This window comes from Streptomyces sp. 3330 (genome assembly GCF_031456635.1).
Lineage (GTDB): Bacteria > Actinomycetota > Actinomycetes > Streptomycetales > Streptomycetaceae > Streptomyces.
In genome coordinates this window covers 25,415-50,697 of sequence record NZ_JAVDVA010000005.1, presented here as the reverse complement: position 1 = coordinate 50,697, position 25,283 = coordinate 25,415, and the positions used below count along the sequence as shown (strand labels likewise).

At 69.8% G+C, this 25,283-nt stretch carries 21 protein-coding genes; 13 read left to right on the top strand and 8 right to left on the bottom strand.

Annotation, left to right across the window (positions count from 1 at the left end; genetic code table 11):
• Positions 1-10 precede the first annotated feature (10 nt).
• The 13 genes from J2X68_RS10350 (at position 11) to J2X68_RS10290 (ending at position 12,628) form a co-directional block, all read left to right on the top strand.
• Complete coding sequence (locus J2X68_RS10350) at positions 11-1,204, top strand: phage tail protein (protein WP_310432187.1); 1,194 nt, start codon at positions 11-13, stop codon at positions 1,202-1,204.
• Positions 1,201-2,490, top strand: a complete 1,290-nt coding sequence (locus J2X68_RS10345; RefSeq protein ID WP_310432186.1) for a tape-measure protein — start codon at positions 1,201-1,203, stop codon at positions 2,488-2,490. The genes J2X68_RS10350 and J2X68_RS10345 overlap by 4 nt, the downstream gene beginning before the upstream one ends.
• Positions 2,491-2,721: 231 nt before the next feature.
• On the top strand, positions 2,722-3,642 hold the full coding sequence (locus J2X68_RS10340; protein WP_310432185.1) for a phage distal tail protein: 921 nt from the start codon (positions 2,722-2,724) through the stop codon (positions 3,640-3,642).
• 4 nt (positions 3,643-3,646) lie between these two features.
• On the top strand, positions 3,647-4,963 hold the full coding sequence (locus tag J2X68_RS10335) for a hypothetical protein (protein WP_310432184.1): 1,317 nt from the start codon (positions 3,647-3,649) through the stop codon (positions 4,961-4,963).
• Positions 4,964-5,120: 157 nt separating this feature from the next.
• The gene (locus tag J2X68_RS10330) at positions 5,121-6,335 is read left to right on the top strand and encodes a hypothetical protein (protein WP_310432183.1); all 1,215 of its coding nucleotides are present in this window, start codon (positions 5,121-5,123) and stop codon (positions 6,333-6,335) included.
• A gap of 18 nt (positions 6,336-6,353) precedes the next feature.
• The gene (locus J2X68_RS10325; RefSeq protein ID WP_310432182.1) at positions 6,354-7,541 is read left to right on the top strand and encodes a hypothetical protein; all 1,188 of its coding nucleotides are present in this window, start codon (positions 6,354-6,356) and stop codon (positions 7,539-7,541) included.
• 43 nt (positions 7,542-7,584) lie between these two features.
• Positions 7,585-8,607, top strand: a complete 1,023-nt coding sequence (locus J2X68_RS10320; protein ID WP_310432181.1) for a hypothetical protein — start codon at positions 7,585-7,587, stop codon at positions 8,605-8,607.
• A 37-nt stretch (positions 8,608-8,644) separates the two neighbouring features.
• Complete coding sequence (locus J2X68_RS10315; protein WP_310432180.1) at positions 8,645-9,790, top strand: hypothetical protein; 1,146 nt, start codon at positions 8,645-8,647, stop codon at positions 9,788-9,790.
• On the top strand, positions 9,790-10,530 hold the full coding sequence (locus tag J2X68_RS10310) for a hypothetical protein (protein ID WP_310432179.1): 741 nt from the start codon (positions 9,790-9,792) through the stop codon (positions 10,528-10,530). The genes J2X68_RS10315 and J2X68_RS10310 overlap by 1 nt, the downstream gene beginning before the upstream one ends.
• 29 nt (positions 10,531-10,559) lie before the next feature.
• Complete coding sequence (locus J2X68_RS10305; RefSeq protein WP_310432178.1) at positions 10,560-11,051, top strand: ATP-binding protein; 492 nt, start codon at positions 10,560-10,562, stop codon at positions 11,049-11,051.
• Between the two features lie 168 nt (positions 11,052-11,219).
• Positions 11,220-12,107, top strand: a complete 888-nt coding sequence (locus tag J2X68_RS10300) for a peptidoglycan-binding protein (protein ID WP_310432177.1) — start codon at positions 11,220-11,222, stop codon at positions 12,105-12,107.
• Positions 12,108-12,122: 15 nt separating this feature from the next.
• Positions 12,123-12,371 (top strand): hypothetical protein, encoded by a 249-nt coding sequence (locus tag J2X68_RS10295; protein ID WP_310432176.1) that lies wholly within the window; start codon positions 12,123-12,125, stop codon positions 12,369-12,371.
• Positions 12,368-12,628 (top strand): hypothetical protein, encoded by a 261-nt coding sequence (locus J2X68_RS10290; protein ID WP_310432175.1) that lies wholly within the window; start codon positions 12,368-12,370, stop codon positions 12,626-12,628. The genes J2X68_RS10295 and J2X68_RS10290 overlap by 4 nt, the downstream gene beginning before the upstream one ends.
• A gap of 78 nt (positions 12,629-12,706) precedes the next feature.
• On the opposite strand, the gene J2X68_RS10285 is transcribed toward J2X68_RS10290, so the two are convergent.
• The 8 genes from J2X68_RS10285 to rplK all read right to left on the bottom strand — a co-directional run bounded on the left by J2X68_RS10285 (position 12,707) and on the right by rplK (position 25,279).
• Positions 12,707-16,606: a DNA-directed RNA polymerase subunit beta' gene (locus J2X68_RS10285; RefSeq protein ID WP_062640268.1), complete on the bottom strand. Its 3,900-nt coding sequence runs from the start codon at positions 16,604-16,606 to the stop codon at positions 12,707-12,709.
• Positions 16,607-16,703: 97 nt separating this feature from the next.
• The gene (gene rpoB / locus J2X68_RS10280; RefSeq protein ID WP_310432174.1) at positions 16,704-20,189 is read right to left on the bottom strand and encodes a DNA-directed RNA polymerase subunit beta; all 3,486 of its coding nucleotides are present in this window, start codon (positions 20,187-20,189) and stop codon (positions 16,704-16,706) included.
• Between the two features lie 556 nt (positions 20,190-20,745).
• The gene (gene rplL / locus J2X68_RS10275) at positions 20,746-21,129 is read right to left on the bottom strand and encodes a 50S ribosomal protein L7/L12 (RefSeq protein WP_310432173.1); all 384 of its coding nucleotides are present in this window, start codon (positions 21,127-21,129) and stop codon (positions 20,746-20,748) included.
• A gap of 111 nt (positions 21,130-21,240) precedes the next feature.
• A complete protein-coding gene (gene rplJ / locus J2X68_RS10270) occupies positions 21,241-21,771 on the bottom strand; it encodes a 50S ribosomal protein L10 (RefSeq protein WP_020132671.1) in 531 nt (176 codons plus the stop codon).
• A 295-nt stretch (positions 21,772-22,066) separates the two neighbouring features.
• Entirely contained in the window at positions 22,067-22,888 is an 822-nt protein-coding gene (locus J2X68_RS10265; protein WP_310432172.1) for a hypothetical protein, read from the bottom strand.
• Positions 22,889-22,980: 92 nt separating this feature from the next.
• Positions 22,981-23,886: a hypothetical protein gene (locus J2X68_RS10260; protein ID WP_310432171.1), complete on the bottom strand. Its 906-nt coding sequence runs from the start codon at positions 23,884-23,886 to the stop codon at positions 22,981-22,983.
• Positions 23,887-24,033: 147 nt separating this feature from the next.
• Positions 24,034-24,759: a 50S ribosomal protein L1 gene (gene rplA, locus J2X68_RS10255; protein ID WP_062640256.1), complete on the bottom strand. Its 726-nt coding sequence runs from the start codon at positions 24,757-24,759 to the stop codon at positions 24,034-24,036.
• Between the two features lie 85 nt (positions 24,760-24,844).
• Positions 24,845-25,279: a 50S ribosomal protein L11 gene (rplK, locus tag J2X68_RS10250; protein WP_020132675.1), complete on the bottom strand. Its 435-nt coding sequence runs from the start codon at positions 25,277-25,279 to the stop codon at positions 24,845-24,847.
• Between the last annotated feature and the right edge of the window lie 4 nt (positions 25,280-25,283).

Below are 25,283 nucleotides of genomic sequence, written 5' to 3'. Positions count from 1 at the left end.
GGAGACATCCATGTCGTTGTCCTCAGCGGCGAGCCGGGCCGCCAACTCACTGCAACAGTTCAAGGCACAGGCCACCGGGGTCGCGACGGCGACCCAGAACCTCAGCCGTGCGGCACAGGGCGGAAAGGGCGAGATCGGCAAGCTCCGCTCCGCGTCCCAGGAGACGGCCAAGCAGCTGAAGGACCTCAAGACCGCCTCCGACCAGGCCGAGAAGTCGCTCGGCAAGGCCGGGAAGACGGGGTCCACCGCCGGCACGAATCTCGGCAAGTACGAGTCCGGGGCGAGCAAGGCGGCCAAGGGCCAGGACAAGATGAACAAGTCGATGAAGGGCAACTTCTTCGGCATGCTCATGGACCTGCTCCGGCCGCTGATCGAGAAGGTCGTCGACATGGCGGCCAACTCCAAGACCATGCAGAAGGTCCTGAAAACGGCCTTCGAGGTCATCAAGTCCGTGATCAGCACCGTCATGAAGGCCATCGGGCCGATCATGAAGAACGCGGCCAAGCTCATCAAGTCGGTCTGGAGCGGCATCAAGACGGCGATCTCGGCCGTCGTGAAGGCCGTCGCCACGGTCATCAAGACCTACGTCGGCATCTGGAAGAAGGTCATCACCACCGCGCTGAACGCGATCAAGACGGTCGTCTCCAGCGTCTGGAAGGGCATCAAGGCCGTCATCTCGCCGGTCGTCAACTGGGTCAAGTCCGCGATCCCGAACGCCTTCAGGGCCGTCAAGGACAAGCTGTCCAGCATCTGGGGCGGCCTCAAGGGCATCGCGGGCCGCGCGTTCGACGGCATCAAGAGCGCGGTGAAGGGCCCGATCAACGCGGTCATCGGCATCATCAACCGCGCGATCGGCGCCCTCAACGGCATCAAGGTGTCGATCCCGGGCTGGGTCCCGGGCGTGGGCGGCAAGAGCTTCGGCGTCAGCCTGCCCAGGATCCCGATGCTGGCCACCGGCGGTGTCGTCATGCCCCGCTCCGGCGGTGTCCCCGCGATCCTCGCCGAGGCCGGTGAGGCGGAGGCCGTCCTGCCGCTGAGCAAGCTGGACCGGCTGCTGCGACGGGCCGCCGCCCAGGGCTCGGCGTACGCCGGGACGAGCGGTGCGGGCGGCGCGCTGCACATCGAGCACTACTACGCGGCCGAGAGCAGCAGCCCGCAGCGGACCGCCGACGCCCTGATGTTCCTGGCGAAGGCGCGCGGATGAGCACCGCCGCGCTGTCCCCGGGAAGCGGGCCGGCCGACCTGCTCGCCGGGCTGGCACCGGCCCTGCGGGCCGTCCGGTCCCGGGTGGAACAGAGCACCGCCGCGGTGCGTTCCGTCGCCGGCCGGATCAAGAGTGCCGCAGGCGACATCGACCGCGTCCGGCCGGCGGCCTCCCAGGGCGCCACCGCCGTCCGCCAGGTCGCGGCGGCGGCCGACGCCGCGAGCCGCTCCGTCACGAAGGCCGGGCAGACCGCCACCAGCGCCGCCTCCGGCGTCAAGGCGGCCGGCGCCCGGGCCAAGGGCGCGGGCAAGTCGCTCGGCGCCCTGAACTCCGCGTTCGGCGGTGTCCTCGCGATCGTCGGCGCGCTGATCGAGGCCTCCGGCGTGCTCGGCGACCTCATGGGCGCCTTCGGCACCGCCATGACCATCGGCTCCGGCGTGATGCTGATCATCAACGCCCTCACCCGTGCCAACCCCGTCGGGTTCGTCACCGGCCTGCTCCTGCCCGTCGCCGGCTGGCTGATCGATCTCGCGCTGAACTCCGAGACCGGGCAACGGCTGATGGAACAGCTCGCCACCCTCGTGCTGAAGTACGTCGAGGGCTACCTGACCGTGATGGCGCCGCTGCTCAAGGGCATCGCGACCGCCGTGAACACGTACGTCACCGTGTACCTCGGGGTCTTCACGGCGGCGCTCACCGCGATCGGCGCGCTCGTCGGCACCGGCTTCGCCGTCCTGAAGGCGCTGACCACCGGGGACACCCGGGCGCTCAGCGGCAAGGTGTCGTCGGTCTGGCGGGGGTTCAAGGACGCGGTGCGGCCGGCGCTGGAGTGGATCACCAAGGACGTCCCCCGGATGTTCGCCCGGATCAAGGAGGCCACCTCCCGCACCCTCGACGCGATGGGCGGGTTCGTGACGACCGGCGCCCAGACCGTCGCCGGTGTGGTCAAGGGACCGATCCAGGGACTCATCGCCTTCGCCAACTGGGTCATCGACGGGCTCAACTCCCTGAGCTTCTCGATCCTCGGCAAGAAGTTCGGCGTCCACCTGGACAAGATCCCGATGCTCGCGGAGGGCGGCATCGCGGTCCCCGGCACCTCCCGGGGCACCGGCCGGGTGCTGCCGCTCACCGCGCTGGAGCGGCAGCGGGCGCTCGCCCGGCGGCAGGGGGCGCCGACGTCCCGGCCGGCCCACCGGGTCAAGGAGTTCCACGAGAGCGCGGGCACCGGCGCCCGGGGCACCGCGGAGGACCTGCTCTTCCTGGCCGCGGCCCACGCATGCGCCTGAACCCGCACGCGGACCCGCTGCCGCGTCCACCCGTGCGCCCACGTCCGCCCAGGAGCCCCGCGTCCACCCGTGCGCCGGAGTCCCCCCATGGGCCCGCGCCCGCCACGGCGCCCGCGCCCGTCCCCGGAACCCCGACCGCCCCTGAGCGCCCGAACACGCCTGCCCGGACGCCCGCACCCCAGCCGCACAGCCGCACACGAGCCCGCACACAAGGAGTGAGGTGACGGCCCGATGGCCGAGATCACGACAACCGCATACACCGACGACGTGGCCCCCGGCTCACTCATCACCCGCGACGGGCAGATGCAGTGGGCCGGACTGCTGATGGGCCCCGGCACCCCCTACGAGATCGACCGCGGCGGCCTCAGCGGCTGGGAGGACCTGCCGGAGTTCGACTCCTCCGACGCCGATCACCCCACCGCGCACGGCGCCTGGCCGGGCGCCCGCTACGCCAAGCCGCGCCGGGTCGGCGGCACCGTGTGGACCGTCCCGGCGCAGGACGACACCGCCTCCTCGCTCTCCGCCACCCGCGTGCTGCGCCAGGCGCTGCTGCTCGGCGACGCCGAACGCTGGCTGGCGGTGCGGCTGCACGGCGAGACGCTGGCCGTGCGGGCCCGGGTCAGCCAGCGGGTGCTGGCCGCCGACCGGACGTACACCACGCAGGGCGTCTCCCGGGCGTCCGTGCAGTGGTACGCCACCGACCCGCGCCGCTACTCGGTCACCGAGCAGAGCGCCGTCACCGGCGCCCCGCAGCCGGAGAGCGGTCTGACCTGGCCGCTGACCTGGCCGTTGTACTGGGGCCAGGCGGCCTCGACCGGGGACGTCACCGCTGACAACGGCGGCTCCGCGCCCACCCACCCGGTGATCACCTTCACCGGCCCGTGCTCCAAGCCGACGGTGACCGACCGGACCTCGGCGCAGCGGCTGCGCTACGAGATCGTGCTCGCCTCGGGCGACGAGCTCGTCGTCGACACCGCCGCCGGCACGGTGACCCTCAACGGCACCGCCTCCCGCCGGCACACCGCGGCCGCGGACAGCAGCCCCGAGGAACTCTTCGCGTTCGCCCCGGGCCGCGCCCAGCTGGCCTTCCGACCCGACACCTACGGCACCGGCGCCCAGATGACCGTGCGCTGGCGAGAAGCGGAGTGGTGACCCCATGACCGTGCGAGCCGCCTGGCTCACGGAGAGCGGCCAGACCCGGGAGGACACCCGGGTCACGCTGTCCGGACTCCTCACCCCGAACGCCCTGGTCGCGGAGAACGTCCCGCTGAAGGCCCGTGGCGGTATCGTCCCCGGCGGCTTCGCGCTCACCGGCGCCGCCGGGGGCATGACCTGCACGATCGGCACCGGCCGCGCCTTCGTCCAGGGCGGCCGGACCGGTCAGGGCGCCTACCCCGTGGCGGTCACCGACCCCGAGAGCCTCACGCTCGACGCCGGCGACCCCACGCACCCGCGCATCGACCTGGTCGAACTCGTCGTCCAGGACAGCGCCTACGACGGCACCGCGGACACCGTGGCACGCGTCCGCCTGGTCAAGGGCACCCCCGCGGCCACGCCCCGGCAGCCGGTCGGTCCCGACGGCAGCACCCTGCCGCTCTACCGGATCCTGGTACCCGCCGGGGCGTCGGCCGGCTCCGGCGGACTGGCCTGGGACACCGCCGTCACCAACCTGCGCTACGCCACGGTGGCGCTGGGCGGGATCGTCCCCGCCGCGGGCTTCGACGGCGCCTACGCCGGCCAGTACCGGGACAACGCCGGCGTGCTGGAGCGCTGGGACGGCACCGCCTGGGTCGCCTACCCCAAGGGCGTCGGCGGGATCCCGCCGGCGGGCACCCTGACCGCGGGCAGCTACGCCGGCCAGTACCAGGAGGACCCCACCGGCCCGCTCCAGCGCTGGAACGGCAGCGCCTGGGTCGCGTACCCGAAGTCCGTCGGCGGCATCGCCCCCTCCGGCACGGTCGCCACCGGCACGTACAACGGCCAGTACCGCGAGGACTCGGCCGGTCTGCTCCAGCGCTGGAACGGCAGCGCCTGGACGTACGCGGAGGGCCGCACGACCGTGCTGCTCAGCGTCTCGCAGACCAGCGAGCAGTCCGTGGTCCACAACACCTGGACGCAGATGATCCTGCAGAGCACCGACGTGGACGACGCGGACGGCTGGTCCGGGTCCAACACCTACACGGTGCCGAGAGCCGGCTGGTGGCGGGTGTCGGGGTCCGTCACCTGGCTCCTGCAGCCCTCGACGGGCTCGCGCGGTGCCCGCGTCTACCTCAACAGCGGCGGAGTCGCGCGCGCCACCTGGCTGATCGGCGCGGGTCCCGGCGCGACCTCGGTCGGCGGCACCGCCCTGATCAGGTGCGCCGCGGGCGACAAGCTCGCGCTCTACGGGCTGCAGAGCTCGGGCGTGACCATCAACACCCTCGGCGGGTCCGGCTACTACACCAACTTCACCGCCGAATGGCTCAGGTCCTGACGGCCCCTGACGGCCGGTCACCTCTTCCGTTCCCTCCCGCGTCCCCTCCCGCGTCCCGTCCCGCGCCCCCTCCCGCGTTCCCTTCCCCCTTCCCTCCCCCGTCCCCTCTTCCGCCCCCTCCCGGAGTCCGCCTCCGAAGACCACAGGAGACCAGCAGATGAACCTGCGCAGCTCATGGGTGGCCGAGATCGGCCAGACCCGCGAGGACACCCGTCTGACCCAGCTCGGCGCGACCACCCCGGCCAACCCGCTGGACGTCCGCTCCGGCATCCTGCCCGGCTCCTACGACGGCCAGTACCGCCTCGCGGGCTTCTGGATGGAGGGCGGCGCGGGCACCATGACCGCCACCGTCCACGAGGGCCGCGCCGTCGTCCAGGCCGACAGCAACCAGGGCGCCTACCCGGTCACGCTGGCCGAGCCGGTCACCCTCACCTTCGCCGACGGCGACGCCTCCTACGGCCGGATCGACGTCGTCGTCCTGCGCGTCTACGACGACCTGTACGACGACTCCGGCTTCACCAAGGCCGCCGTGGAGATCATCCGGGGCACCCCGGCGGCGACCCCGGTCGTGCCCGCGCTGCCGGAGATCGCGCTGCCGGTCTACCAGGTCGCCGTCCGGGCCGGCATCAGCGCCGGCAAGGGCGGGGTCAACTGGAGCACCGACGTGACCGACCTGCGCACGGCCACCGTCGCGGTCGGCGGCATCCTGCCCGTCTACGGCGACACCGGCAACGGCGCCTACCCGGGCCAGTACCGCGACTCCGGCGGAGCCCTCCAGCGCTGGGACGGCTCCGCCTGGGTGTCCTACCCCAGCGCCCTGGGCGGCATCGCCCCCTCCGGCGCCGTCGCGACGGCGAGCTACACCGGCCAGTACCGCGACAGCCCTGCCGGGCTCCAGCGCTGGAACGGCACCGCCTGGGTGACGTACCAGCCGGTCCCGACCTGGACGAACTACACGCCGGTCTGGCGCTGCGAGACCGGCACGGCGCCCACGATCGGCAACGGCACGCTGGCCGGGGCGTACGTGAAGCAGGGAACCGTCGTCACGTTCCGGATCTATCTCAAGATCGGTTCGACGACCAACCTGTCCGCCCAGGACGCCAACGGCGACTGGACCTTCTCGCTGCCGGCCGCGCCGGTCTCCACCGCCTGGAAGCTGGACGGACGGGTGGTGAACGCGGAGGCCTTCGACGACTCGGCCGTCCTGATGTACCAGGGCAGCGGACTCCTCGCGGTGGCCAACGGCGGAGTCGTCCGCTCGCTGCGCGACACCGTCAAGACCGGCACCAGCCCGTGGGACAAGTCGGCCCCGTTCACCTGGGCCGCCAACGACGTCCTCTCGATCCACGGCACCTACGAGTCGGCCTCCTGACGAAGGGAAACCCCTGCCATGACCGTACGTTCCGCCTGGCTGTCGCCCGACGGCCAGACCCGGGAGGACACCCGGGTCACCCAGATCGGGGCGGTCACCCCGGTCACCGACATCAAGGGGCGCTCCGGTGTCCTGCCGGGCTCCGAGAACGGTCTGTACCGGGTCACCGGTCTCTGGCTGAACGGCACCGCGGGCGGCATGACCGCCACCGTCGGGGTGGGCAGGGCCGTCGTCCAGACGTCCGTCGCCCGCGGCGCCTACCCGGTCGCCGTCACCGAACCGGTCCCGCTCGCCTTCGATGCCGGCGACCCCCAGTTCGGCCGCGTCGACCTCGTCGTCCTGCGGATCTACGACGACGACTACGACGGTTCCGGCCGCACCGAGGCCGCCGTGGAGATCGTCAAGGGCGCCGCGGCCGCCTCCCCGGTCGCCCCGGCCGTCCCGGACGCCGCCCTCGTCCTGTTCAGCGTCACCGTGGCCAAGAACGCCGGGGCCGGCAACGGCGGCATCGACTGGGACAGCGCCCGCGTCGACCTGCGCCCCACCACCGTCCCGGTCGGCGGCATCCTGCCGACCCGCTCCGACGACACCGCTCCCGGCGGCTACCCGGGCCACTACCGGGACGTCAACGACACCCTCCAGCGCTGGAGTTCCACCGCCTGGGTGCCCTACCCCAAGGGCGTCGGCGGGGTCGTCCCGGCCGGGGTGCTGACCACCGGCGGCTACGTCGGCCAGTACCGCGACTCCTCGCTCGGCCAGCTCCAGCGCTGGAACGGCGGCGCCTGGCAGCCGGCCGTTCCGGGGCCCGCCTTCGTGCAGTCGCTGGACGCCGGGACCACCGCCTCGACGACGTACACGGCCGCGCTGGCCTCCACCGCCGTCACGGCGCTCACGCTGAACTTCACCGCCCCGCCGTCCGGCTCCGTGATCATCAGCCTGGGCGCCCGGATGTCCTCGGGCGGCGAGACCGCGCAGGCGCACATGTCCCCGCAGGTCACGCTGGGCTCCACGGTGATCTGGGCGGCCGACGACGAGCGGGCCGCCTCCGGCTCGGGGGCGGTGTCGAAGTCGACGTCGACGCAGCTGCGCCTGAACTCCCTCACCGCCGGCTCGACCTACACCGTCACCGCGATGCACCGGTCGAGCAACGCGAGCTTCACCTGCGCCTTCGACACCCTCTTCCTGCGCGTCGACCCGATCGCCTGAACCACCGCCCCGCTCCCGCCCGTTCTCCCGAAAGGAGCCGACCATGCCCGTGCGTTCCGGGTGGCTCTCCCCCGACGCCCAGTCCCGTGAGGACACCCGCCTCGTCTCGCTCGGCGCCCTGACCCCCACCTCGCCCGTCGCCACCCGCTCCGGTGTCCTGCCGGGCTCCGCCGACGGTGCCTTCCGCATCTCCGGCTTCACGCTCACCGGCACGGCGAACAGCATGTCCGGCACGGTCAGCCCCGGCCGGGCCGTGCTGCAGAGCACCGACGCCCGGGGCGCCTACCCGGTCGCCCTCACCGAGTACGCACCGGTGACGTTCGCGGACGGCGACGCCCAGTACCACCGCGTCGACCTGCTCGTCCTGCGGATCTACGACGACGCCTACGACGGTTCCGGCCGCACCGAGGCCGTCGTCGAGATCGTCCCGGGCACCCCGGCCGCCGCCCCGACGGTACCGGTGCCGCCCGGCCTGTCCCTCCCGCTGTACGAGGTCACCGTGCCGTCCAAGGCCAGCGCGGGCACCGGCGGCATCGCCTGGGCCACGGCGCTGGTCGGCCGCCGCACCGCCACGGTCGGCGTCGGCGGCATCCTCCCGGTGACCACGGACACCTCCAACGGCGCCTATCCGGGCCAGTACCGGGACCTGAACGGCGTGATCCAGCGCTGGTCGGGCACCGCCTGGGCCGACTACCAGCCGCCGCTCGTCGTGGAGACGACCACCGCCGGCGTCACCGCCCAGGGCAACTGGACGCTGTCCTGGTTCGGCGCCCGCCGCACCCGCGGCGTGTGCTCGTTCTCCGTCGGGCTCACCCGCACCACCAGCGCCCTCACCGCGACGGCCGCCGGCACCACCAACCCGGGCAACGTCGGCGACGAGCTGATCTGCACCCTCCCGGCCGGCTGGCGGCCGGTCGTCGAGACGTACGCGTCCGCGAGCGACGGCTACGCCGACGGCGCCGTCCGGATCGCCGCCGACGGATCGGTCCAGCTGATCACCTGGTCGACCAGCGGCGTCATCCAGGTCGGCAACGTCGTGCGCTTCTCCGCCTGCTTCGTGCTGTGAGCGCCGACCCGAACCGGCCCTGGGAGCTGATCGCCGTATGACCACGACCACCACCCCCTACCGCGCGATCTTCTGCGATCTGCGCACCGACGACACCATCGACATCCTGCCCCTGCGGGACGTCACCGTGGACGACTACATCGGGAAGGCCGGGTCGCTCTCCGGCACCGTCCCCGTCCCCAACGCGGAGATGGCCGCCCGCGTCCGCCGCATCGAGGAGGGCCGCACCTCGGTCTACCTCCAGCGCGGCAACGACCTGTGGTGGGGCGGCATCATCTGGACGTCCACCTTGCAGAGCGACGACCGGGGCGTGCTCAGCCTCGGCATCCAGGCGGCCACCTTCGAGTCGTACGCGGGCCGCCGCCGCATCCGTCAGGACCTCGCCTTCCCGGGGACCGACGACCAGCTGGAGGTGGCGCGGAAGCTGTGGCGGCACCTCCAGACCGGCGAACTCGCCGACGACGGCACCCCGCCCGCGCCGACCGGCGGCGACATCGGCGTCACCTACGGGAGCGAGACCTCGGGGCGGGCCCGCTCGGCGTCGTACCGCGACGGTGACGAGACCGTCTACCTGGAGGCGATCGACGCCCTGGCGGCACTGGAGAACGGCTTCGAGCACTACATCGCCGTCTACCGCGACCCGGTCTCCGGCACCCGGGTCCGCCGGCTGCGGCTCGGCAGCCCGAAGATCACCACCGGCAGCACCGACCTGGTGATGGACCGGCCCGGCACGATCCTGTCGTACACCTTCCCGCGCGACGCCACCCGCGGCGGGACCACCGCCCGGGCCCGCGGCGCCACGGACAACACCAACCAGGCCGTCGAGTCCCGCCCGCTGTTCGCCGACGCCGACATCCCCGACGGCGAGGCCCTCATCGCGGTCGGCTATCCGCGGATCGACCTCGCCTCGGACCACAACGACATCGCCAGCACGACGATCCTGCGGTCCCTGGCCAACGCCGAACTCGCCGAGGGCACCGGCGCGGTGGTGATCCCCGAGATCAGCGTCCGCCTCGACGACCTGGTGCCGTCCGCCCTGCTGGGCCGCACCGTCCGGCTCCGGATCACCGACGAGTGGTGGACCGAGGGCCTGGACGCCCGCTACCGGATCATCGGCGTCAAGGTCAGCCCGGCCCAGCGCGGCCGCCCCGACACCGCCGAGCTCTACCTGGAGGAGGCCTGATGCCCCAGCTCCCCGAAGACATCATCGACCGGCTCACCCAGATGGAACGCCGCATCCAGCAGCTGTCCACCGCCGTGAACACCCGCCCCGCCCTCAACACGATCACCGGCGGCGAGGTGGAGATCAAGGACGGCACCCTCAAGGTCACCGACGGCGGCACCCTCCTGGTCCAGCGGCCCGGCAGCACCGACACGATGTTCCGGGTCGGCTCCTGGAAGGACGCCGAGTACGGCCTGGAGATCCACCGCCAGACCGGCAGCCTCGCCATGACCCTGTTCAACGGGGACGGCAACGCCAACTCGCTCCAGCCGCTGCGGATCTACGACAACGGCAACCGGGAGATCTTCTCCGACGACGTGAACAGCGGCGGCCTGGCCCGGCCCTGGCTGGCCATGCTGCCCCCGCAGGACTCGGCGCAGGCCCGCTGGCCGCAGACCACCTCGACGTCCTGGGCGACGATCGCGATGTCGTACAACCCGGTCTGGCAGCCGAAGATGCGGCTGCGGCTGAGCACCGCGGCCGCTTCCGGCGCGACCGGCCAGGTCCGGGTGCTGGTGAACAGCGCCCAGTGGGGCCCCACCGTCGCCGCGGGCACCGAGTTCGACTACACGGACCTGGTCGGCACTCCCTTCTCCTCGGTGTACACCACCACGCTCAAGGTGGAGATCCAGGCCATCGTCACCAGCGCCTCCGGCACCGTCTACGCCAACCCGGTCCTCATGCACGGCCGCCAGAGCTGACCCCGACACCACAGGAAGGCAGCGCGACCATGGACATCGACCCCACCCAGCCCTGGGGCATCGCGATCGACTACGCGGGCCGGGCCACCCTCACCGAGAGCGGCCACACGATCCACGTCAACGTCTCCGACACCAGCCTCAGCTCGGTCATCGGTCCCGACTCGATCAGCGGCGCCTACTCGCCGGTCAACGTCACCGCGCAGTTCACCGAGACCGGCGAGGGCGGCGCGGTCCTGCGCGGCACCGGCCGCATCACGATCATGCCGGTCGGCGCGGACCCGGTCGTCCCCGACCCTACGGCCGTCCAGCAGGCGGTCACCGCGGCCCTGACCGACTTCGCGGCCGCCGCGGCGGCCTACGTCGCCCTGTGCGCCCGGTGGCAGCAGGACGACGGCGACGCCACCACCCCGGACCCGGGGACCGACCCCGTGACCGACCCCGCTCCTGTTCCTGCCGCGGAAGCCGATGCCGACGGCGATGCCGATGCCGACGGCGGGACCGAAGCCGGCATCACGGCCTGAGGGCCGGGCCACAGCCCGAGCAGCACCGCGGCCCGGGCCACGCCGAGCCCGCGCCACACCCCCCACGGTCGGACCGCCCCCGCCGCAGAACCACCCCCAGCACCCCGAGCCGCTCCCCCGCCGGCCGGGGTTTTCTCCTGCCCGAACACTCCCCAGGGAGGCACCACCATGGCCAACCCCCTCTCCGCCGACGCCCTCGTGTCCGCGCTGCGGGCCGAGGGCGTCACCGTCGTCGAGCACTCCGGATGGCGCGCCAACAACCGCAATCACAAGGGAAGCTGGGGCCCGGTCAACGGGGTGGTCGTCCACCACACCGTGACCTCCGGGACCAGCGACAGCGTGAGCCTGTGCTTCAACGGCCACTCCGCCCTGCCCGGCCCCCTCTGCCACGGGGTGATCGCCAAGGACGGCACGGTCCACCTCGTCGGCAACGGCCGCGCCAACCACGCGGGCAGGGGTGACGGCGACGTCCTGAAGGCCGTCATCGCCGAGAAGGCGCTGCCCGCGCCGAACCGGAACGACACGGACGGCAACGTCCACTTCTACGGCTTCGAATGCGTCAACCTCGGCGACGGCAAGGACCCCTGGCCCGCGGTGCAGCTGGACGCCATGGTCCGCGCGTCCGCCGCGCTGTGCCGGGCGCACGGCTGGTCGGCCGCCTCCGTGATCGGCCACAAGGAGTGGACCAGCACGAAGATCGACCCACGCGGCTTCACCATGGCCGACTTCCGCGCCCGGGTCGCGGCCCGGCTGGGCAAGCCGACAACCCCGACCCCCGGCACCGGCACCGGCACCGGCAAGCCGCAGTTCCAGCCCTTCCCCGGCGCCGCCTGGTTCCGCAAGAACCCCAGGTCGGCGATCGTCACCGCGCTGGGCAAGCGGCTGGTCGCCGTCGGCTGCTCCGCCTACGCCTCGGGTCCCGGCCCGCAGTGGACCGAGGCCGACCGGCTCTCCTACGCCAAGTGGCAGCGCAAGCTCGGCTACACCGGCTCGTCCGCCGACGGCTGGCCGGGCGCCAAGTCCTGGGCGGCGCTGAAGGTCCCGTACACCTCCTGAGAAACGAGGCTCCCGATGTCAGAGGCCGCCAAGCGCACCCTCCGTACCGTCCTCCAGACCGCTGTCGGCCTGTGCGTCCTGTTGCCGACGGTCGTCGACGCCGCCGACATCCCCGGCACCCTGCCCTGGGTCGCCGCGGCACTCACCGCCGCCGCCGGCCTGACCAGGGTGATGGCGCTGCCCGCCGTGCAGACCCTGCTCCCCTCATGGCTGCGCACGGAGACCCCGGCGGGCGGAACGCCCAGCGAAAAGAGCGACGCGTGAACGAACCCTTCTCCGACCCGGCCGCCGTGGCCCTGGAACTGGAGCGGCTGCGCGGCACCGTGGAGGCCGGCTTCGCCCGCGTCGACGGCTCGCTCGCCCTGCTGGTCCAGCGCAGCGACCAGACCGACAAACAGATCGCCGACCACGAACAGCGCCTCGACGCCCTGGAACGCTCCCGCTGGCCGCTGGCCAGCATCGGCGCCCTGGCCGGTCTCGCCACGGTCGCCGTCGCCGCCTGGGAGCTGACCGGCCGCTAGCGCCGCTTCCCGGGCATGCCGAAGGGCGGCCACCCCGCGCAACGGGGTGACCGCCCTTCAGTACGTCAGACGTACGCCTTACTGGTTGTACGGACCGTAGTCGTAGTCCTCCAGCGGAACGGCCTGGCCGGAGCCCGTGCCGAACGGCGAGTAGTCGATGTCGTCGTAGCCGACGGCCGAGTACATCGCGGCCTTGGCCTCCTCGGTCGGCTCGACCCGGATGTTGCGGTAGCGGGACAGACCCGTACCGGCCGGGATGAGCTTACCGATGATGACGTTCTCCTTGAGGCCGATCAGGGAGTCGGACTTGGCGTTGATCGCCGCGTCCGTCAGCACCCTGGTCGTCTCCTGGAAGGACGCCGCCGACAGCCAGGACTCCGTGGCCAGCGAGGCCTTGGTGATACCCATGAGCTGCGGACGACCGGAGGCCGGGTGACCGCCCTCCTGCACCACACGACGGTTCTCGACCTCGAACTTCGAGCGCTCGACGAGCTCGCCGGGCAGCAGCTCGGCGTCGCCGGACTCGATGATCGTCACACGGCGCAGCATCTGCCGGATGATGATCTCGATGTGCTTGTCGTGGATCGACACACCCTGCGAGTTGTACACCTTCTGGACCTCGCCGACCAGGTGGACCTGGACGGCACGCTGACCCAGGATGCGCAGCACGTCGTGCGGGTTGGTGGCACCCACGGTGAGCTTCTGGCCCACCTCGACGTGCTCGCCCTCGCTGACCAGAAGACGGGCGCGCTTCGAGATCGGGAACGCCGTCTCGTCGCTGCCGTCGTCCGGCGTGATGACGATCTTCTTGGTCTTCTCGGTCTCCTCGATCCGCACGCGGCCCTGGGCCTCGGAGATCGGGGCGACACCCTTCGGGGTACGGGCCTCGAAGAGCTCGACGACACGCGGCAGACCCTGGGTGATGTCGTCACCGGCCACACCACCGGTGTGGAAGGTACGCATCGTCAGCTGGGTACCGGGCTCACCGATGGACTGGGCGGCGATGATGCCGACCGCCTCACCGATGTCGACCAGCTTGCCGGTGGCCAGCGAGCGGCCGTAGCACATGGCGCAGGTGCCGACCTGGGACTCACAGGTCAGGATCGAACGGGTCTTGACCTCCTCGACACCGTGGCGCACGAGCTGGTCGATGAGCACGTCGCCCAGGTCCACGTTGGCCGGCGCGATCACCTTGCCGTCGATGACGACGTCCTCGGCGAGCATGCGGGCGTAGACGCTGGTCTCGACGTCCTCGGCCTTGCGCAGCACGCCGGCCTCGTCGTGCGAGGCGATCCGCAGCTTCAGACCGCGCTCGGTGCCGCAGTCCTCCTCGCGGATGATGACGTCCTGCGAGACGTCCACCAGACGACGGGTCAGGTAACCCGAGTCGGCGGTACGCAGGGCGGTGTCGGCCAGACCCTTACGGGCACCGTGCGTCGAGATGAAGTACTCGAGGACGGACAGGCCCTCACGGAACGAGGCCTTGATCGGACGCGGGATGGTCTCGTTCTTCGCGTTCGACACCAGACCACGCATACCGGCGATCTGCCGCATCTGCATCATGTTTCCTCGGGCACCCGAGTCAACCATCATGAAGATGGGGTTCGTCTTGGGGAAGTTCGCGTTCATCGCCTCGGCGACCTCGTTGGTCGCCTTGGTCCAGATCGCGATGAGCTCCTGCGTGCGCTCTTCCTTGGTGATCAGACCGCGCTCGTACTGCTTCTGGACCTTCTCGTCCTGCGCCTCGTAGCCCGCGACGATGGCCTTCTTCGCCTCGGGGACGACGACGTCGGAGATGGCCACGGTGACACCGGAGCGGGTGCCCCAGTAGAAGCCGGCCGCCTTCAGGTTGTCGAGCGTCGCCGCCACGATGACCTTGGGGTAGCGCTCCGCGAGGTCGTTGACGATCTCGCCGAGCTGCTTCTTGCCCACCGAGTAGTCGACGAACGGGTAGTCCTCGGGCAGCAGCTCGTTGAAGAGCGCGCGGCCCAGGGTCGTCCGCAGGCGGAAGGTGTCACCCTGCTGCCACTCCGGCTCGCCCTCTTCGCGGGCCGGCGGGGTCCAGCCGCGCGGCGGGATGGTGCCCACCGGGAAGCGGATGTCGATCGCCGACTGCAGCGCGAGCTCACCGGCGTCGAACGCCATGATCGCCTCGGCCGTGGAGCCGAACGCGCGGCCCTCGCCCTTGGTGTCACGCAGTTCACCGTCGGTGGTGAGGAAGAACAGACCGAGGACCATGTCCTGGGTCGGCATCGTCACCGGACGGCCGTCGGCGGGCTTGAGGATGTTGTTCGAGGACAGCATCAGGATGCGGGCCTCGGCCTGCGCCTCCGCGGAGAGCGGCAGGTGCACGGCCATCTGGTCACCGTCGAAGTCCGCGTTGAACGCGGTGCAGACGAGCGGGTGGATCTGGATGGCCTTGCCCTCGACCAGCTGCGGCTCGAAGGCCTGGATGCCGAGGCGGTGCAGGGTGGGCGCACGGTTCAGCAGAACCGGGTGCTCGGCGATGACCTCTTCGAGGACGTCGTACACGACCGTGCGGCCGCGCTCCACCATGCGCTTCGCGCTCTTGATGTTCTGCGCGTGGTTCAGGTCGACCAGGCGCTTCATCACGAACGGCTTGAAGAGCTCCAGCGCCATCGCCTTCGGCAGACCGCACTGGTGCAGCTTCAGCTGCGGACCGACGACGATCACGGAACGCGCGGAGTAGTCCACACGCTTGCCGAGCAGGTTCTGACGGAATCGACCCTGCTTGCCCTTCAGCATGTCGCTGAGGGACTTCAGCGGGCGGTTACCGGGACCGGTGACCGGGCGACCACGACGACCGTTGTCGAAGAGGGCGTCTACGGCCTCCTGGAGCATGCGCTTCTCGTTGTTCACGATGATCTCGGGCGCACCGAGGTCGAGAAGGCGCTTCAGGCGGTTGTTCCGGTTGATCACACGGCGGTACAGGTCGTTCAGGTCGGAGGTCGCGAAGCGGCCACCGTCCAGCTGCACCATCGGGCGAAGGTCCGGCGGGATGACCGGCACGCAGTCGAGCACCATGCCCTTGGGGCTGTTGCTCGTCTGCAGGAACGCGGAGACGACCTTGAGGCGCTTGAGCGCGCGGGTCTTCTTCTGGCCCTTGCCGGTGCGGATGATCTCGCGGAGGCGCTCGGCCTCCTCGTCGAGGTCGAAGGACTCCAGGCGCTTCTGCAGCGCCGCGGCACCCATCGAGCCGTCGAAGTACGTGCCGAAGCGGTCACGCAGCTCGCGGTAGAGCAGCTCGTCGCCCTCGAGGTCCTGGACCTTGAGGTTCTTGAAGCGGGCCCACACCTCGTCGAGACGGTCGATCTCGCGCTGGGCGCGGTCGCGCAGCTGCTTCATCTCCCGCTCGGCGCCTTCGCGCACCTTGCGGCGCACGTCGGCCTTGGCGCCCTCGGCCTCGAGCTCGGCCAGGTCGGTCTCGAGCTTCTTGGCGCGGGCCTCGAGGTCGGCGTCGCGACGGTTCTCGATCTGCTGACGCTCGACGGAGACGTGCGCCTCCAGCGAGGGCAGGTCACGGGTCCGGCGCTCGTCGTCGACGTACGTGATCATGTACGCCGCGAAGTAGATGACCTTCTCGAGGTCCTTGGGAGCCAGGTCGAGCAGGTAGCCCAGACGGCTCGGGACACCCTTGAAGTACCAGATGTGCGTCACGGGAGCGGCGAGCTCGATGTGGCCCATCCGCTCACGGCGCACCTTGGCGCGGGTCACCTCGACGCCGCAGCGCTCACAGATGATGCCCTTGAAGCGGACACGCTTGTACTTGCCGCAGTAGCACTCCCAGTCCCGGGTCGGACCGAAGATCTTCTCGCAGAAGAGTCCGTCCTTTTCGGGCTTGAGCGTGCGGTAGTTGATGGTCTCGGGCTTCTTGACCTCGCCGTGGCTCCACTGACGGATGTCGTCAGCGGTAGCCAGACCGATCCGGAGCTCGTCGAAGAAGTTGACGTCGAGCACTATGCGTCAATCCCTCTCAGGGTTGTAAGTCTTAGGGTCTGATACGGGGGTCCCGGGGCCGGCAGGGCTCAACGTCGTGAGCCCTGCCGAACTCCCGTCAGACCTCTTCGACGCTGCTCGGCTCGCGCCGGGACAGGTCGATGCCGAGCTCCTCCGCAGCGCGGAAGACATCCTCGTCGGTGTCGCGCATCTCGATGGACATACCGTCACTGGACAGCACCTCCACGTTCAGGCAGAGAGACTGCATCTCCTTGATGAGCACCTTGAAGGACTCGGGGATGCCAGGCTCGGGGATGTTCTCGCCCTTGACGATGGCCTCGTAGACCTTCACGCGGCCGGTGACGTCGTCGGACTTGATCGTCAGCAGCTCCTGGAGGGCGTACGCGGCGCCATAAGCCTCCAGCGCCCACACCTCCATCTCACCGAAGCGCTGACCGCCGAACTGCGCCTTACCACCCAGCGGCTGCTGGGTGATCATCGAGTACGGACCGGTCGAGCGGGCGTGCAGCTTGTCGTCGACCAGGTGGTGCAGCTTCAGGATGTACATGTAGCCGACCGAGATCGGGTCCGGGAACGGCTCACCGCTACGGCCGTCGAACATCCGCGCCTTACCGGTCGGGAGCACCATGCGCTCGCCGTCGCGGTTCGGAATGGTGTGGTTCAGCAGACCCGCGAGCTCGTCCTCACGCGCACCGTCGAAGACCGGGGTGGCCACGTTGGTGCCCGGGGCGACCCGGTCGGCGCCGATGCCCTGAAGGCGCTGCGCCCAGTCCTCGCCGAGACCGGAGACGTCCCAGCCGCGGCTGGCGAGCCAGCCGAGGTGGATCTCCAGCACCTGTCCCGGGTTCATTCGGGACGGCACACCCAGCGGGTTGAGGATGATGTCGACCGGGGTCCCGTCCTCGAGGAACGGCATGTCCTCGATGGGCAGGATCTTGGAGATGACACCCTTGTTGCCGTGACGGCCGGCGAGCTTGTCACCGTCCGTGATCTTGCGCTTCTGCGCCACGTAGACCCGAACCAGCTGGTTCACGCCCGGCGGCAGCTCGTCGCCTTCCTCACGGTCGAAGACGCGGACGCCGATGACCTTGCCGATCTCGCCGTGCGGCACCTTCAGCGAGGTGTCACGGACCTCACGGGCCTTCTCACCGAAGATGGCGCGCAGCAGGCGCTCCTCCGGCGTCAGCTCGGTCTCGCCCTTGGGCGTGACCTTGCCGACGAGGATGTCGCCGGCGACGACCTCGGCACCGATACGGATGATGCCGCGCTCGTCGAGGTCGGCGAGGACCTCCTCGGAGACGTTCGGGATGTCCCGGGTGATCTCCTCCGGGCCGAGCTTGGTGTCACGGGCGTCGACCTCGTGCTCCTCGATGTGGATCGAGGAGAGGACGTCGTCCTGCACGAGGCGCTGCGACAGGATGATCGCGTCCTCGTAGTTGTGACCCTCCCACGGCATGAACGCCACGAGCAGGTTCTTGCCCAGGGCCATCTCGCCGTTCTCGGTGGCCGGGCCGTCGGCGAGGACCTGACCGGTGATGATCCGGTCGCCCTCGTTGACGATGACCTTCTGGTTGACCGAGGTGCCCTGGTTGGACCGGGAGAACTTGGCCAGGCGGTACGTGATGTACGTGCCGTCGTCGTTGGTCGTGGTGATGTAGTCCGCGGAGACCTCCTGGACCACACCGTCCTTCTCGGCCTTGACCACGTCGCCGGCGTCGACGGCGGAGCGGTACTCCATGCCGGTGCCGACGAGCGGGGCCTCGCTCTTGATGAGCGGCACGGCCTGACGCATCATGTTCGCGCCCATGAGGGCACGGTTGGCGTCGTCGTGCTCGAGGAACGGGATCATGGCGGTCGCGACCGACACCATCTGGCGCGGCGAGACGTCCATGTAGTCCACGTCGTCACCGGGGACGTAGTCGACCTCACCGCCACGGCGGCGGACCAGGACGCGGTTCTCGGTGAAGCGCAGGTCGTCGTCGAGCGTGGCGTTGGCCTGCGCGATGACGAACCGGTCCTCTTCGTCGGCCGTCAGGTAGTCGACCTCGTCGGTGACGACACCCTCGGTGACCCGGCGGTACGGCGTCTCCACGAAACCGAACGCGTTGACGCGGCCGTAGGAGGCGAGCGAACCGATCAGACCGATGTTCGGGCCTTCGGGGGTCTCGATCGGGCACATGCGTCCGTAGTGGGACGGGTGCACGTCACGGACCTCGAAGCCGGCCCGCTCACGGGACAGACCACCCGGACCGAGGGCGTTGAGACGACGCTTGTGCGTCAGGCCCGACAGCGGGTTGTTCTGGTCCATGAACTGCGACAGCTGGCTGGTGCCGAAGAACTCCTTGATGGAGGCGACGACCGGCCGGATGTTGATCAGGGTCTGCGGCGTGATCGCCTCGACGTCCTGGGTCGTCATGCGCTCGCGCACGACGCGCTCCATACGAGCCAGACCCGTGCGGACCTGGTTCTGGATGAGCTCGCCGACGCTGCGGATACGACGGTTGCCGAAGTGGTCGATGTCGTCGGTCTCGACCATGATCGAGCGACCGGACTCACCGACCGTCTCGGTCTCCCCGGCGTGCAGCTTGACCAGGTACTTGATCGTCGCGATGACGTCCTCGACGGTCAGGACACCCGCGTTGAGCGGGGCCTCGCCGCCGAGCTTCTTGTTGACCTTGTAGCGGCCGACCTTGGCCAGGTCGTAGCGCTTGGGGTTGAAGTAGAGGTTCTCGAGCAGCGTCTGCGCGGCCTCACGCGTGGGCGGCTCGCCCGGACGCAGCTTGCGGTAGATGTCCAGCAGCGCGTCGTCCTGGCCCTGGGTGTGGTCCTTCTCCAGGGTGGCGCGCATGGACTCGTACTCGCCGAACTCCTCGAGGATCTGCTCGGTGGTCCAGCCGAGAGCCTTCAGAAGGACGGTGACGGACTGCTTGCGCTTGCGGTCGATGCGGACACCGACCATGTCGCGCTTGTCGATCTCGAGCTCCAGCCAGGCGCCCCGGGACGGGATGACCTTGGCGGAGAAGATGTCCTTGTCGGACGTCTTGTCGATCGAGGAGTCGAAGTAGACACCCGGCGAACGGACCAGCTGCGACACGACGACACGCTCGGTGCCGTTGATGACGAAGGTGCCCTTGTTGGTCATGAGCGGGAAGTCGCCCATGAAGACCGTCTGGGACTTGATCTCGCCGGTCTCGTTGTTGGTGAACTCGGCCGTCACGAAGAGCGGGGCCGCGTACGTGAAGTCGCGGTCCTTGCACTCGTCGATGCTGTTCTTCGGAGGCTCGAAACGGTGGTCGCGGAAGGTCAGCGACATCGACCCGGAGAAGTCCTCGATCGGAGAGATCTCCTCGAAGATCTCCTCCAGACCGGACTTGGTGGGGACGTCCTGACCGGACTCCAGGGCGGCCTCGACGCGACCCTTCCAGGCGTCGTTGCCGAGCAGCCAGTCAAAGCTCTCGGTTTGCAGCGCGAGAAGGTTCGGAACCTCGAGGGGCTCCCTGATCTTTGCAAAGGAGATGCGCAGCGGGGCGGTGCTGGCGGCGTTGTTCGTATTCGCGATCGAGGCGTTGCGCGAGGCGGCCAAGAGGGGGTCCTTCCGAGGGCTCGGACTCACTACGCGCGTACCGGCTCCTCTCCTGCGCACAGAGACAGAAATCCCAGGTCGGGGATTGTCTGGTCGTCCGGCTCAAGTGAGGGCATGCCCCTGGTGACGGGCAGGGAACAGCTAACAGGCAGCGCAAAGGGTCAGTGTAGCCACTTGGCACACTGATGTCCAGTGCGGGTTTCTGGAGACCCTCGTAGTTCTCAACGCCCTCGGTCTGCTAGCCCTCAACGCACGGTGATACTGCCCTCTTCGCCGTCGATCCATGCCTCGGATTCGGATCCTTGTGACGACGCGTCCTGAGAATTGCGCGCTGCGTGCGGTTCGTCAAGGCCCCCCTGCGCGACTCGGGCGCCCGGAGACACGATGAAGATCACCATACCCCCCGGTCACGGGGGTGCAAGGCAACCGTGGCCGCGCTCCCAGGAACGCCGAAGAGCGACCACCCAGATGGATGATCGCTCTTCGGTGCGTGAGCGTTACAGCCCCGGAGGGACTGATTCAGCCTGCGCGTCCGGTCGTCGCCGACCGGGAGGTGTTACTTGACCTCGACCGAGGCGCCGGCGGCCTTGAGGGACTCGGCGGCCTTCTCAGCGGCCTCCTTGGCGACCTTCTCGAGGACGGGCTTCGGAGCGCCGTCGACGAGGTCCTTGGCCTCCTTCAGACCCAGGGAGGTGAGCTCGCGCACGACCTTGATGACCTGGATCTTCTTCTCGCCGGCGCCGGTGAGGATGACGTCGAACTCGTCCTGCTCCTCGACGGCCTCGGCGGCGGCGGCGGGGCCGGCCGGGGCAGCGGCGACCGCGGCGGCGGCGGTGACGTCGAACTTCTCCTCGAACGCCTTCACGAACTCGGAGAGCTCGATGAGGGTGAGGTTCTCGAACTGCGCGAGCAGCTCTTCCTGGGACAGCTTCGTCGCCATGGTGGGCGATCCTTCCATTCAATTCGGCAGGTGCCGGATGTACATGTCGGCGGGCGTACGTTCGGCCCGCGTCGACCGTCGCCTCAGGCGGCGGTCAAAGTGCGAGCCGAATTACTCGGCACCGCCCTGCTCGGCCAGCTTGACGCGAAGCGCCTCCGCGGTGCGGACGAACTTCGACGGAAGCGCCTGGAAGAGCGAGGCAGCCTGGGACTGCTTGCCCTTCATGGCGCCCGCCAGCTTGGCGAGCAGAACCTCGCGGGACTCGAGGTCCGCAAGCTTCTTGATCTCGTCGGCGGACAGCGCCTTACCGTCAAGGACACCGCCCTTGATGACGAGGTTCGGGTTGTCCTTGGCGAAGTCACGAAGACCCTTCGCCGACGTCACCGGGTCACCAGTGATGAAGGCAACCGCCGTCGGACCGTTGAACAGGTCGTCGAGCGTCGAGATCCCGGCCTCGTTGGCCGCGATCTTGGTCAGCGTGTTCTTCACCACGGCGTACTGGGCGTCTTCACCGAGCGAACGACGCAGCGTCTTGAGCTGCGCCACGGTGAGACCCCGGTACTCGGTCAGCACAGCGGCGTTCGAGCTGCGGAACTGGTCCGCGAGCTCGGCTACCGCGGCAGCCTTGTCGGGCCTTGCCATAGAGCGTCGGCCTCCTTCCGGGTGATGAGGACCGCTCAGAAGGGGCTGGGACAAACGAAACGCCCCGGCGCAGGCGCACGGGGCGTAGCTCGACCGAACGAATTCCGTGGGAGGATTCCGATCCGGGAGCGTATCCACTGACACCTGCGCGGGTCGTCCGCATTGCAGCGGATCCTTCGGCCACCGCCCCCTCTTGCGAGAGCACGGCAACGACCAGCGGTCTTTGGCTTCTCGAGGAGAGTACGTGAACGGGGCGCCGTCAAGCAAATCCGCCCGTACGGGGCCGGGACGGCCCTCACTCGCGGCCCTTCTTCAGCTCCTCGGCCATGTCCAGCGTGTCCGAGGCGGGCGGCGCCTTCACGGTCACGGGCTTGCCGAAGTCGAGGAAGGTGAGGGTGAGGTCGAGTTCCCCGTGCCGCCCGAAGCCCTGCACCCGCAGCTTCCGCGTCCGGTCCTCGGCGTCGACCCACAGATCCATGGTGAGTGCGTCCACGCCCTGCTTCTCGTACTGGGCGAGGCTCTTCTCGGTCCGCTGCCGGACGGCCTTGTCCTCGTCCCGGTAGGCGACGCGGATGTCGTCGACGGTGGCCGTTCCCGTGTAGCGGGTGGTGCGCACGCCCTCGACCGTCTCGGAACCGGCCGTCCTCAGGTCGTCGGCCGCGGTGAGGAAGCCGCCCTCGTGGGAGGGGTTGTCCCGGACCCGGTCCACCATCGTGCCGGTGTCGACCTCGATGCCGCTGGGGGTGTCGGAGCTGCCCGGCGCCCCGAACCTGATCCAGTGCTTACCGTCCTCCCCGGCTTCGTCGGTGCCGACGTACAGCACCCCGCCGACCAGCCGGAACTCGCCCGTGCCCCGGTCGGGCCCGCTGAGCCTGGTGGACTTCAGGCTCATGGCCGGCGGCGCGACGCCGATCGCCGCCTCGGCCGTGATCCGGCCCTCCTCCGGCGTCCGCCCGGTCATGCGGTAGCGCAGGGAGACGGTCTCCTCCGCCTTCTCCGCGGCCCGGGCGACGGCGGCCGCGGCGGCGGAGTCACCCCCGCTCTCCGTGCCGCCCGCCGCCGCACACCCGGCGACGAGCAGCGCGGCCAGCCCGAGGACACCCACGGAAACCCTCATCCCACTTCCCCCAGAACCCGATACAGCGACCACACGGCCGGTTCACAGCAAGATCGTGAAGATATACCGGGGATCGGGGGAGGTCCCGTGATTTACGAGCCGGTGCCCGCCCCCTGCTGCTTCACGAGCTCCGAGAAGTCCGCTGTGTCGCTCGCCGGAGGCACCTCGGCGGAGACCTCCGTGCCGTAGTCGGTGTAGTACGCGGTCTGGGCGTAGGCGCCGGCCGTGGTCTCGCCCTTCTCGACCTTCTTGACCAGCAGATCCCGGTCGTCGACCCAGATGTCGATCGTCTCCGTGGTGACGCCGGCCTGCTCCAGCGTCTTCCGCAGGTCGTCGAGCTGGCTCCGGCTGAGGTCGGAGTTCTTCTCGGCGAGATCCGCCACCTCGACCGTCCCCGAGTAGTGCGTGGTCCGCTGGCCCCGCACCTTCTCCTCACCGACCTCCCGGACATCCCCGGAGGCCAGCAGCAGCTTCACCGACTGGTTGGGGGTGGTGTTCTGCATCTGGTCCTTCAGATACGCGCCGGAGCTGCCCCCGAGGCTCTCCAGGTCGTCGTACGCGTATCTGATCCAGTGCCGGCCGCCGGCCTGCTCCGCGAAGGTGTCGCCCATCCTCGCGTAGTAGGCGTCGGGCAGATAGCGGGCCTCCATCGACGTGGTGCCCATCTGGCGCATGGTGTCGGCCATGGTGCCGCCGGTGTACGTGATGGTGAGCGTGCCGGTGAGGCCGTCCCCCCAGCCGAGCGCGCCGTCGGCGGTCATCGACATCACCGAGCCCATGGTCGTGGTCGACTCGACCTTCGCGGAGTCGGCGCCGTCGGTGGACTTCTCGGCGGTGCGCAGGGCCGCGATGGGGCTGAGCCGGGGCCTGTCGTCCCCGCCCTTCCCGGAACCGTCGGAGCCGCCGGAACCACCGGAACCCCCGCAGGCCGTCACCCCCGTCAGCAGGGCCGCCGTGACGATCGAGAGGCCCGCGCGGCGCAGGGTCGTGCGCTTCATTCGTCCCACCCCCATGGATTCCTGTCACTGAACGCTAACGCACAGCACTGACAGTCGTACGAAAAAAGATACGTACGGCAAAAGGGACGAGCCCCGCACCTCGAAAGGTTGCGGGGCTCGTCGCCGACTGAGGGTGAGCTGTCAGGCTCAGACCGCGGCCGGGTCCTCCTCGACGAGAAGGTTGCGGGTGCGGTTCGGGTCGACCAGGATGCCGGGGCCGATCGTGGTGCTGATCGCGGCCTTCTTGATGTAACGACCCTTGGCGGCGGACGGCTTCAGACGGAGGATCTCCTCCAGCGCCGCGCCGTAGTTCTCCACCAGCTTCTCGTCGTCGAAGGACGACTTGCCGATGATGAAGTGCAGGTTCGAGTGCTTGTCGACGCGGAACTCGATCTTGCCGCCCTTGATCTCCGTCACGGCCTTGGCCACGTCGGGGGTGACCGTGCCGGTCTTCGGGTTCGGCATCAGACCACGCGGACCGAGCACGCGGCCGAGGCGGCCGACCTTGCCCATGAGGTCCGGGGTGGCGACGACGGCGTCGAAGTCCAGACGGCCCTTCGCGACCTCGTCGATCAGTTCGTCGGAGCCGACGATGTCGGCGCCCGCGGCCTCCGCGGCCGCAGCACGGTCACCGGTCGCGAAGACCAGGACCCGGGCGGTCTTGCCGGTGCCGTGCGGCAGGTTCACGGTGCCACGGACCATCTGGTCGGCCTTGCGCGGGTCGACGCCCAGGCGGAAGGCGACCTCGACGGTGCCGTCGAACTTGCTCGTGGAGGTCTCCTTGGCGAGACGGACGGCCTCGAGCGGGGCGTAGAGCTTCTCCCGGTCGATCTTGGCGTCCGCAGCGCGGAGGGACTTGCTGCGCTTGCTCACTACTGCTCCTGTGTGTCTTGAGGAGTCGTGGTACGGGCCGAGCAGGCCCTTCCACGGTGCTACGAAGGTGCTACGGGGCTGGGGATCAGCCCTCGACCGTGATGCCCATGGAGCGGGCGGTGCCGGCGATGATCTTCGACGCGGCGTCCAGGTCGTTGGCGTTCAGGTCGGGAAGCTTGGTCGTGGCGATCTCGCGGACCTGCGCCTCGGTGATCTTGGCGACCTTGGTCTTGTGCGGCTCGCCGGAGCCCTTCTCGACACCAGCGGCCTTGAGGATCATCTTCGCGGCCGGCGGCGTCTTGGTGATGAAGGTGAAGGAGCGGTCCTCGTAGACCGTGATCTCCACCGGGATCACCCAGCCACGCTGCGACTCGGTCGCGGCGTTGTAGGCCTTGCAGAACTCCATGATGTTGACGCCGTGCTGGCCGAGCGCGGGGCCGACCGGCGGCGCGGGGTTGGCCGCACCGGCGTTGATCTGGAGCTTGATGAGCCCCGTGACCTTCTTCTTCTTGGGAGGCATTGCT